We start from the raw sequence: 10427 nt of genomic DNA on the forward strand, positions 1-10427 counted from the left end.
CAACCGCCAGTGGACCGAGTCGGGTCTGGGCAAGACGGGCGAGTCCATTCTGGTCGGCCAGGATCTGCTGATGAGGTCGGACTCGCGGATGTTTCTGGAGAACCCCGAGGAGTACCGGCTGCGGGTGATCGACGCGGGCACCCCGCCCGACATCCCCGATCTCGCCATACGCCAGCGCGGCACCACTCTGGTGCAGCCGGTACCCAGCGAAAGCGCCGTCGAAGCGGAGAAGGGACGGGTCAACACCACCATCACCAAGGACTACCTCGGAGAGGAGACACTCCAGGCGTACGCACCGATCGACGGCACCTGGGATCCCCGCTGGGCGATCATCGCGAAGATCACCACCGCCGAGTCCTTTGCGCCCGAGGCCGTTTTCACCCGGACCGTGGTGCTGGCGACGAGCGGAATCATCTTCGTGGTCTGCCTGCTGTCCGCCCTTCTCGCCCGGGTCTTCCTGCGGCCGATCCGGCGACTGGAAGCCGGTGTCGCCAAGATCAGCGCGGGAGATTTCGATGTCGCGATTCCGGTGGAGACCCGCGACGAGATCGGTGATCTGACCCAGAGTTTCAACGAGATGAGCCGCAACCTCTCGGTCAAGGAAAGCCTGCTGCAAAATCATCGCAAGGAGATCGACAGGCTGCTGAAGTCCGTCATGCCGCCGGTGATCGCCGAGAAGTTCACCCAGGGTGACGAGATCGTCCCGCGGGAGCACCCCAACGTTTCGGTCATCTTCGCCGACCTGGTCGGGCTGGACCGGCTTCAGGCCGATCTGGAGCCTGATCGATTCCTGGCCGTCGCCAACGAGATCTCCCGTCAGATCAGCGCGGCCGGCGACGACTTCGGCATGGAGGCGGTCCGGTCGGTGCGCAACGGCTATCTCGGGAGCTGCGGTCTGACCACACCGCGACTCGACAACGTGGGGCGCACCGTATCGTTCGCCCTGGAGCTCCAGCAGATCGTCGACCGGATCAACAGCGAAGCCGGCACTGAAATTCAGCTCCGAGCCGGGATCGACAACGGCACGATCACCAGCGGGCTGGTCGGACAACCCGCACTGATCTATGACCTGTGGGGAACCGCGGTCAACCTCGCCTCGCAGATCAAGGATGGTGCGACCCGACCCGGTATCTACGTCACCAGCCGGATCTACGACGCGCTCGCCGATACGATCACCTTTGACTCCGCCGGCACAATCGAGGTCGCGGGTGACAAGCAACCGGTCTGGCGCGTCACGGGGCGCCGGTTGTGAGCGGGTTCCTCGGCCAGTCCTGGTTCTACTGGGCGATCGGTGTCTGTATCGGCCTGCCTGTCGGGCTGGTGCTGCTCACCGAGTGGCAGCACACGCTGCGCAGGCGGGGGAGCGTGCTGTTGCAGCCGGTCACCCTGCTGCGCAACTACCTACTGCCGCTCGCGGCCCTGCTGATCCTGATGATCGGCGCCACCCAGATGCCGGAGCGCTCGACGCCGGTACGCATCGTGAGCACGCTCGCCGCTGTCGGGGTGCTCATGCTGATCCTCGCGGGGATCAAGGCCGCGCTGTTCCAGAGTGCGCCCGACAGCAGTTGGCGCCAGCGCATCCCCGGCATCTTCGTCGATGTCGTCCGTTTCGGGTTGATCGCGATCGGCACCGGCCTGATCCTGGGCTACATCTGGGGCGCCCACGTGGGCGGGTTGTTCACCGCGCTGGGTATCACGTCGATCGTGATCGGCCTGACGCTGCAGAATTCCGTCGGCCAGATCATCTCCGGGCTACTGATGCTGTTCGAGCAGCCGTTCCGGCTGGGTGACTGGCTACAGACGAAGGCGGCACTGGGCCGCGTCGTGGAAGTGAACTGGCGCGCGGTGCACCTGCAGACCAGTGAGGGCACCCAGATCACTCCGAAGTCAGTGCTGGCCGGGGAATCGTTCACCAACCTCAGCCGGCCGGCGGGACACTACGAGCTGGATGTCACGAGCGTGTTCGCGGTGGAGGACCACCCCGATCAGGTCTGCGCGATGCTGACCGCCGTCGCGTCTCGCCTTCCCCAACTGCGCCCCGGTGCCCAGCCCACCGCCGTGCCGCGGGGGACTGTGAAGTACCGGACCAGCATCCCGCTGCGAACCCCGGGTGACGACTCCGCGGCGGAGGCGACGTTCCTGCGCTGGATCTGGTACGCCGCCCGGCGTGCGGGTCTGCACCTCGACGAGGCCGAGGATTTCTTCTCCGATCCCGAGGCGACCGCCAGGGCCGTGCGGGAGGTGGTCACCCCGATCCTGCGGCTGACCAAGACCCAGCAGCAGGCGATCACTTCCGTCGCGACCCTGGAGTGCTACGGCGCCGGCGAACTCATTCTCGGGACCGGCGCCGTACCCGACGCCGTCTCGTTCATCGTCTCCGGCTACGTCATGCTGACCGCCAACACTGAAGGTAGTGCGCAGACCGAGGTCGGGACGTTGGAGCAGGGGTCCTTCCTCGGGCAGAGCACGCTGATCCGCCGGCCGGTCAGCGGTTCCTACTACGCACTCGATGAGGTCACCGTGCTGCGCGTCGGCCGCTCAGCGATCGAGGAGATTGTGCAGCAGAATCCTGCGCTGCTCAACGAGTTCAGTCATGCGATCGAGTCGCGCAAGGCGATGGTGAACCGCGCCCTCGAGGATGCCCGTCCGGGTGACGCGGCGGACAACGGGACCGTTGCGCCGGGGGAGTCCACGACGGTCCGCTGACCATCGGTGTGCGAGAGTCGGGAGGTCACATGGCCCAAGGTGAGAATCTGCGTGACAACGAGGTTGTCGTCGAAGCGGCCGGCGCGAGTGTCACCGGACACCTGACGGTCCCGCAGCAGCCGCGGGGCATCGTGGTCTTCGCGCACGGCAGCGGCAGCAGTCGCCACAGTCCCCGCAACCGGTATGTCGCCGAGGTGCTGCAGTCGGCCGGTCTGGCAACGCTGCTCTTCGACCTGCTGACCGGTGCGGAGGAGCAGGATCGCTCCAACGTCTTCGACATCGGACTGCTGGCCCGCCGACTTGTCGACGTGACGGTGTGGCTGCGGTCGGTGCAGGACACCGCCGGTCTTCCGGTGGGGTATTTCGGAGCCAGTACCGGCGCCGGCGCGGCGTTGCGGGCCGCCGCTGATCCCGGGGTCGACGTTTTCGCGGTGGTCTCGCGCGGCGGGCGACCCGATCTGGCGGGTGCGTGGCTGGCCCATGTCCGCTCGCCCACCCTGCTGATCGTCGGCGGCAGGGACGAGCAGGTGCTCGAACTGAATCGGCAGGCAGCCGAGGCGATTGCAGCCGAGTGCCGGATCGCGGTGGTCCCTGGCGCCACTCACCTTTTCGAGGAGCCGGGCACGCTCGAGCAGGTAGCCGACCTGGCGCGGCTGTGGTTCTGCGACCACCTCACCCCGATCCCGTTGCAGCCCTGGTGAGCGCACGCGAAAGGGTGCTCATCAGCGCCGACGAGTTGATGCAGATGCCCTCGGCGGAGCGGCCGGCCGTGCTCGATGTGCGCTGGCGTCTCGATCAGCCCGACGGCCGGCAGGCCTACCGGGAAGGTCACCTTCCCGGCGCGGTCTACGTCTCGCTCGAGGACGACCTGTCGGATCCCGCACGTGGCGGCCGCGGCCGACACCCGCTGCCCTCGGGACCGGCGGTGCAGGCGGCGGCCCGGCGCTGGGGTCTGCGCGCCGGCCAGCCGGTCGTGGTCTACGACGATGCCAACCGCGCCGGATCGGCGCGGGCGTGGTGGGTCCTCACCGCGGCCGGACTGGCCGGGGTGCGGATACTCGACGGCGGCCTGGCGGCGTGGGTCCGGGCCGGCGGAGAGCTCGAGAGCGGGATGCCGCCGGATCGCCCGCCGGGGGACGTGACCGTGACACACCATGACCTCTACCGGGGTGCGTGCCCGACCCTGACCGCCCAGCAGGTGGCCGACGGCGCAGCCACGACGCTGCTGGACGCCCGCGCGCCGGGGCGTTTCCGCGGCGATGTCGAGCCGGTGGATGCCGCCGCCGGACACATCCCCGGCGCCCGCAACCGGCCGAGCACATCGCTGCTCGCCCCGGACGGCACCTTCCGCAGGGATCTGGATTCGCTCTTCGCCGGCGACGGGGTGAGCCCCACGGGCACCGTCGGTGTCTACTGCGGCTCGGGCATCACCGCCTCGGTGGTGGTCGCCGCGCTCAGCGCTGTCGGGGTGCGGGCGGCGCTGTTTCCCGGCTCGTGGTCGCAGTGGAGTGCCGAACCCGAGCGTGCCGTCGCGCGCGGTTCGGACTAGTTATGCTCAGCGGGTCGCGCTCAATCCGGAGGAGAAGTGAACGGTAGCTGGGCTCTGATCACGGGCGCTTCGGAGGGCATCGGCGTCGAGTTCTGCCGGGAGTTGGCCACACGGGGTCACAATCTCGTTCTCGTCGCACGCCGTGAGGAGAAACTGCGCGACGTCGCCGCCGCGATGGCGTCGGCGCACGGCGTCGACACCCGGGTGCTGCCCTGCGACCTGGCGGCTCCGCAGGCCGCGCACGCCCTGCACCGCGACGTGCAGTCGCTGGGCATTCCCGTCGAGATCCTGGTCAACAACGCCGGTCTGCTCTACAACGGCGCGTTCGACGAGATCGCGCTGTCCAAGCAGGAGGATCTGCTGGCCGTCAACGTGGTGGCGCTGACCGCGCTGAGCCATCTGTTCGTCACCGACATGCTGGCCCGGGGCCGCGGACGCATTCTCAACGTCGCCTCCACCGCAGCCTGGGTCGGAATCCCTCAGCAGAACGTCTATGCGGCGTCGAAGGCCTATGTGCTGTCCTTCACCCTCGCGCTGGCCAACGAACTCAAGGCCAAGCAGCGGGGGCGCAGGCCCGGCGTCACGGCGACGGCGATCTGCCCCAGCTTCACCGCGACCCGGATGCTCGACAACCCCGAGCAGGGCCCCAAGCTCTCAGTGCCCTCGGCGCTGATCATGAGTCCGGATGTCGTGGCGCGGCAGGGAATCGACGCGTGCCTTCGCGGCGAGCCGATCGTCACCCCGGGGCTGTCCAACCGGGTCAGCATGGGCCTGGTGCAGGTGGCGCCACGCAGTTGGGCGACCGCCATGCTGGGCTGGGCCTATCGGCGGGGCCAGCGAGGGCCCGGGTGAACCCCGCTCGGCTGCTGTCGGTCAACGTGGCCGCCGACCTGCACCCGGGGCAGAAGTGGAGCGGCGCCCGCGGCAGCGGCATCGACAAGCGGCCGGTCGAGGGCGCTCGCATGCTGGCCGGCGACGCGGTGGAGGGTGACGCGGTGATGAACCGGACCCACCACGGCGGCCCGTGGCAGGCGGTGTACGCCTACGCCCGCGAAGACGCCGACTGGTGGGAGCGCCAACTGCAGATCGAGGTCGGCAACGGCCGGTTCGGCGAGAACCTCACCACCGTCGGCCTCGACATCACCAACGCCCGTATCGGCGAGAAGTGGCGGATCGGCGGGGCGGTGGTTCAGGTCACCCTGCCGCGGATGCCCTGCCGGGTGCTCACCGGGTTCTGGGAGCGCCCCGGCCTGATCAAGACGTTCGCCGCCGCCAGGCGGCCCGGCGCCTATCTGCGCATCGTCGACGAGGGCCCGGTTCGCGCCGGTGACCTCATCGAGGTCGTCGACCGCCCGGCCAGCGCGGCCAGCATTGCGCAGGCGTTCGCCTGTAAGACCGGTGACCGGGCCGCGCTGGACCTGCTGCGCAACACCAGCGATCTGGCCCCGAGCTGGCGGGACTGGCTGGATAGCATGGCGCGGTGACGCTGCGCACCACTGAGTATCTGCTGCTCGGCGTGCTCGGTGCGCTGGTGGCCGCGGCGTTGGTCTATCTCTTCGCGTCGTATCTGATGATGTCCCGCCACGTCGACTCGCGCTCGGGCTGGCGTCATGCGCGGGCCATGCTGCGCGAGCTGGGCTACGTGCTGATCACGCAGCCGCTGGTGCCGTTCTACTACGTCATCGGCCGCCGCATGGGATCCGGCGCTCGCACGCCGACCCCTCCGGTGGTCCCGGTGATTTTCGTCCATGGTTACTTTCAGAACCGGGCGGACTTCTGGTGGCTGGCCCGCAAGTTCCGGCACGCCTCGCTGGGGCCGCTCTACGGATTCAACTACCCGTGGACTCAGTCGATCCACCGCACCGTCCCGAGGCTCGCCAGGTTCGTCGAATCGGTGTGCGCCGAAACCGGCGCCGATCAGGTCACCCTGGTCGCGCACTCGCTGGGCGGGTTGGTTTGCGTGGAGTATTCGCACACCCCGGACGGCGCGCGCAGGGTGGCCCACTGCATCACCGTCGGAACCCCGCACGGCGGGGTGAAGTGGCGCGGGCCGCTCCTGGGCAGGGTTGGGGGAGAGCTCCGTGAGGACGGGGAGTTCCTCGTCGAGCGTCAGGAGCGTCCGGTGGCCGCGCCCACGCTGAGTGTCTACTCCACTCACGACAACATCGTGCATCCGCCGACGACGAGCGAGATCGCCCCGCGCGGCGGATCCGACGTCGCGATCGAGGGGGACGGGCACCTGTCGTTGCTGTTTTCGGACGAGGTCGCCCGGGTGCTGATCGACTTCATCCGGGCGCACACGCCCGGGTAGCCCCGAATCAGGCCCCGTCGCACACTCCCGAATCCCCGATGGCGCTGCCGTAGACGTTCATCGTCGCGACGTTGGCGTTGATCTGCCCGGACGGCAGCTGCTGGGCGATCTTGTCGCTGATCTGAGTCAGCTGGAACCACAGGAAATGGAACGAGTCGCCCTGGAACAGCGGTGAGTACTCACTGCGGTCCGGGTAGTTGACGATGTAGAGCGCTCGGGCCCGCGGCTCGAGGAAGGCGGCCGACTGGTCGATGTTTGCCTTGACCGCGGCGGTGAGCGGCCCGATGCCCGGCGCCGTCCAGTCATCGGAACGATCCCCGAGGGCGCGCTGCAGGCCATAGATCTGATCCCGCAGCGTGCCGTACTGGGCGTTGAACCACTGGCAGGCGTCTCGCTCGGCGGTGATCTGCTCCGGGGTCACCCGGAACTGCCACAGGTTGAACGGGTAGACGGTGTAGTTCGGCGCCCAACTCGAGGGGTAGGGGACGACACCGGGCAGCGCCGGCACCGCCGCGTCGTCGGCGTGCGCCAGGCCGGCCGGGGTCAGCATCGCGGCGGCGGCCAGCGCGGCGGCGGCTCGCCCGAGCGTGATCAGGGATTTCGCCACCTAGTCATTATCTGCCATTGTCTCCGGACCGCGCCGGGGCCGGGGCGGGTTGACCCCGCCCGCCACACCCCAACCCATTCCCCGATTTCCCATCATCTGGAGGGTTTGTTTGCTAGATTCCCGCCGTCAGACCGCTGTCTATTGTCAAGGGGAAAATCACCGTGTACTCAACCCGCTCTTATCTCACCGCAGGAGTCGCGGTCGTCGGCGCAAGCGCCCTCGCCCTGACACCGGTCGCACCTATGGCCCGCGACCTGTCCCTGGCGCCGCGCGAAATCAGCACCCTGGCCGTTGCCCTCGCGGCCAATCAGGGGGCCACTGTCGACCCGATCACGCTGTGGGTCGACACCATTCAGGAAGCCATCGCCAACGCCGTCGCTCTGGTGACTGCCTACACGGCTAATCCGTTCCCGATCGTCCAGCAGGTGATCGCCAACCTCATCACCTTCGTCGGTGAGCTGCCCAATTTCAGTCTCATCATCAACCAGCTGGTGAGCAGCACGGTTGCCGGCCTGCAGGCGCCGTTCGTGGCCAATCCCTTGAACGTGTCCATCGTGCCGTTCCAGACCATTCCTCTTCCGCCGCCAATCGGGCCGATTCAGCTCAGCCAGCAGACCGTCTACGGGTTGCTGCCCGATGTGCTGCCCGCCGATACTTATGCGGCCCTCGAGCCGATCCTCAACTTCACCACGACGCCCATCAGCGGCGCGCTGCTCGGATCGCTCGGTCCGCTGATCTCTCCTGTCATTGCGCTGACGAACAGCGTCAACGCGATCATCTCCTCGCTGTTGGCATCCGATTTCGCCACCGCGGTCAATGAACTCATCAACGCCCCGGCCTATGCGGTTGGCGCGTTCCTCAACGGCGGACAGTTCCTCGACCTGGCCCCGGTGCTCAATCTGCTTGGAGTTACGCTGCCGCAAGAAATCACCAAGTTCGGCCTGAACACGGGCGGGCTGCTCAGCCCGGGCGGCGTCGCCTTCGACTCGGTGGCGGCAAACGGAACGTTCCAAATCCTTCCCGCACCCCTGCCGGCCATCAATCTCGTGGACCCGGGCTTCCCGATCGGCCCGATCGGGGCGGCGATCACCATTGACAATGCGATCGCCGACGCGATCGCCGTCACGCCCCCGAATGCGTCGGCGGCGACACAACCGGCCGCAGCGGAGGAGGTCAGTGCGCCTGCCGCGGCCGACACCGACACCGCGGCGGCCAGCGCGCCGCAGTCGGGTGCCGACCGGTCCGACGGTGCGTCGTCCGCTAAGCGCGAGCAGCGTCGGGGCAGCCGCGGCGCGGCCGCGGACAAGGCGGGCGCTTCCGACTCGGACTCGTCCGGCAAGTCGGCCTCGCGGGCGTCAGCCGCCCGCCGGGCTGGCTGACCCAGACACGCCCGGCACCGGACCCGCCTACGCGGCGTCCGGTGCCGTGTCGGGCGGCTTCGGCCGTCGGTGGTGACGATTGGTCCGTGGCCGTCGGCGCGGATCGACCTCACTCGGCGGGTACCACAGTGTCTGTCCCAGCGATTCGGCGTCGTAGCGGCGCCGGGCCTGCCACCGGTCCTCGGACGGCCCGGCGTCGCGGTGGTTCAGTTTGCACAGCAGCGCCAGCCGGTCGATGTCGGTGGTGCCGCCCTGCGACCATTCGATGAGATGGTGGGCCTCGCACTCGTAGGCGCCCCGGTCGCACCCCGGCGCGGTACATCCGCCGTCGATCGCGTGCAGGACGATGCGCTGATCAGCGCTGGCCAGTCGCTGGGAGCGCCCGAGGAACAGCGGCCGTCCGCAGTGCTCGTCGTAGATGTAGAGGTAGTGGTGGGCGTGGGCGGCCATCCGGATGGCCACCTCGGCGGGCACGGTCGACCCGCCTCCGGTGATGGCGACTCCGGCAGAGCTCTCCAGTTGCTCGAGAGTCATCGTGACCACGGCGGTGACCGGCAGCCCCCGGTGGCGACCGAGGTCGCCGGAGCACAGCACCGCTCGCAGGGCAGCTTTCACGGCGTCGTGGTTGCGCTGGGTGATGCTGCGTTCGTCGGTGGCGGCGGCGCTCGCCTCGGGTTCGCCATCGACGCGGGGCAGCGGGTCGGAGGCGTTGCACATGCCGGGGCGGGCTAATTTCGCCAGTATGGCTTCAAGGTAGGCGCGGGCCTCGGGATCCAGGCAGAACCTCCCGCGGCTCATCCCATCGGGATCCTGCGGTCCCACGGTTAGTCCGCGCCGGGCCGCGCGCGCCCGGTCACGGGCGATCGGGTCGCGGTGGCGAGCGTCGATGTCGGCCAGCAGTCGGGCGGATTCGCGGCGCAGGACCTCGGGGCGCTCGGCGACGGCCACCGCGGCTAGTTCGCAGTCCAGCCGCGAGCGCTCGGCGGGTCCGGCGTCAGGGGGCAGCATCGACAGCGCGTCGCGGATGATGCGGACGTGCTCGGTGCCGATCAGTCCCTCCCGGGCCGCGGCGGCGGTCTCCGGTAGCGGGCCCGCCAGTGCGACCGCGGTGGCGACACGGCGACCGGCCTCGGTCGCGGAGATGTGCAGTTCCTCGGCCAGATAGTCGCGCAGCCGCCCGCCGCCCGCGGGGACCCGGGCTTGCACCAACCGCGCGATTGCGCTGTAGCCGGTGCTGGGCAGGGCGGCGATCACCCGCTCCAGACGGGCCAGCAGGTCGCAGGTCGTGGCGACGGGGAGATCCGTCCAGGGCAGTTCGCCGACGTCGCGCGCGGCGGCCTCGAGAGAAGCCATCCGCTGGAGGGCATCTTCCAGGTCGATCGCCACTGCCGCGCACCTCCCGAATATCGAACGCTTGTTCGAATATTAGCCGACATGGCCGACAATTCGGGGGGTCGGGAGGGTTAGCTGTACTGACCTGACGGGTCAGGCGCGCGCTTTGCGGGTGTCCACGAAGGACTTCACGCACAGCCCGACGAAGATCAGGCACAGAACCGCGAAGACGGCTTGGACGCCGACGGCCGCGGCGCGTTGGACGGGCTCGCCGGACAACAGGGCGGGCACTTTACCCAGGCTGCGCGCCGTGCCCGCAAATCCGAGCAGGCCGACCAGTGCGGCCGCGTGACCGCCGTGCTTGAGATTCTTCAGCGACAGTGCGCCAGCGCCGGCCAGCACCGCGCCGAAGATCGCCGGGATCAACGCGGTCCATGACTTGGCTCCGGTGAGCGCATAGGAGCCGACTCCCAGCGCAATGAAGAGGATCGAGAAGCTGAAGATCACACGCGGCATGTTCATCGCTACGAATGCTACGCGAGT

10 protein-coding genes and 1 pseudogene are annotated in these 10427 nt (G+C 68.7%); 8 read left to right on the forward strand and 3 right to left on the reverse strand.

Features of this window, described 5'->3' with window-relative positions; genetic code table 11:
- The 7 genes and pseudogenes from ACKOB8_RS03190 to ACKOB8_RS03220 form a co-directional block, all read left to right on the forward strand.
- On the forward strand, positions 1 to 1252 hold a 1252-nt coding region (locus ACKOB8_RS03190; RefSeq protein WP_526375570.1), incomplete at its 5' end, for an adenylate/guanylate cyclase domain-containing protein.
- Positions 1249 to 2706, forward strand: coding sequence for a mechanosensitive ion channel family protein (locus ACKOB8_RS03195; protein WP_526375572.1), 1458 nt, complete (start codon positions 1249 to 1251; stop codon positions 2704 to 2706). The genes ACKOB8_RS03190 and ACKOB8_RS03195, both read left to right, overlap by 4 nt.
- A 47-nt stretch (positions 2707 to 2753) precedes the next feature.
- A pseudogene (locus ACKOB8_RS03200) lies at positions 2754 to 3407 on the forward strand (dienelactone hydrolase family protein); the annotation flags it as partial.
- The gene (locus ACKOB8_RS03205; protein ID WP_526375574.1) at positions 3404 to 4255 is read left to right on the forward strand and encodes a sulfurtransferase; all 852 of its coding nucleotides are present in this window, start codon (positions 3404 to 3406) and stop codon (positions 4253 to 4255) included. The pseudogene ACKOB8_RS03200 and the gene ACKOB8_RS03205, both read left to right, overlap by 4 nt.
- Before the next feature lie 36 nt (positions 4256 to 4291).
- The gene (locus tag ACKOB8_RS03210) at positions 4292 to 5107 is read left to right on the forward strand and encodes an SDR family NAD(P)-dependent oxidoreductase (protein WP_526375576.1); all 816 of its coding nucleotides are present in this window, start codon (positions 4292 to 4294) and stop codon (positions 5105 to 5107) included.
- A complete protein-coding gene (locus ACKOB8_RS03215; RefSeq protein WP_526375578.1) occupies positions 5104 to 5739 on the forward strand; it encodes an MOSC domain-containing protein in 636 nt (211 codons plus the stop codon). The genes ACKOB8_RS03210 and ACKOB8_RS03215 overlap by 4 nt, the downstream gene beginning before the upstream one ends.
- Entirely contained in the window at positions 5736 to 6566 is an 831-nt protein-coding gene (locus tag ACKOB8_RS03220) for an esterase/lipase family protein (protein WP_526375580.1), read from the forward strand. Before ACKOB8_RS03215 ends, ACKOB8_RS03220 begins: the two co-directional genes overlap by 4 nt.
- Before the next feature lie 7 nt (positions 6567 to 6573).
- On the opposite strand, the gene ACKOB8_RS03225 is transcribed toward ACKOB8_RS03220, so the two are convergent.
- Entirely contained in the window at positions 6574 to 7116 is a 543-nt protein-coding gene (locus tag ACKOB8_RS03225) for a hypothetical protein (RefSeq protein WP_526375588.1), read from the reverse strand.
- Between the two features lie 218 nt (positions 7117 to 7334).
- On the opposite strand from ACKOB8_RS03225, the gene gjpA reads away from it, so the two are divergent.
- Positions 7335 to 8552: an outer membrane porin GjpA gene (gene gjpA / locus ACKOB8_RS03230; protein WP_526375582.1), complete on the forward strand. Its 1218-nt coding sequence runs from the start codon at positions 7335 to 7337 to the stop codon at positions 8550 to 8552.
- 27 nt (positions 8553 to 8579) lie between these two features.
- Here gjpA and ACKOB8_RS03235 read toward each other — a convergent pair whose 3' ends face one another.
- Entirely contained in the window at positions 8580 to 9905 is a 1326-nt protein-coding gene (locus ACKOB8_RS03235; protein ID WP_526375584.1) for an HNH endonuclease signature motif containing protein, read from the reverse strand.
- Positions 9906 to 10037: 132 nt separating this feature from the next.
- Entirely contained in the window at positions 10038 to 10406 is a 369-nt protein-coding gene (locus ACKOB8_RS03240; protein ID WP_526375586.1) for a hypothetical protein, read from the reverse strand.
- Positions 10407 to 10427: the final 21 nt, after the last annotated feature.

This window comes from Mycobacterium sp., from assembly GCF_046091765.1.
Lineage (GTDB): Bacteria > Actinomycetota > Actinomycetes > Mycobacteriales > Mycobacteriaceae > Mycobacterium.

Coding starts and splice junctions, on each gene's coding strand:
- ACKOB8_RS03225 (WP_526375588.1), bottom strand. CDS start 7,116: ATGCTGACCCCGGCCGGCCTGGCGCACGCCGACGACGCGGCGGTGCCG.
- ACKOB8_RS03235 (WP_526375584.1), bottom strand. CDS start 9,905: ATGGCTTCTCTCGAGGCCGCCGCGCGCGACGTCGGCGAACTGCCCTGG.
- ACKOB8_RS03240 (WP_526375586.1), bottom strand. CDS start 10,406: ATGAACATGCCGCGTGTGATCTTCAGCTTCTCGATCCTCTTCATTGCG.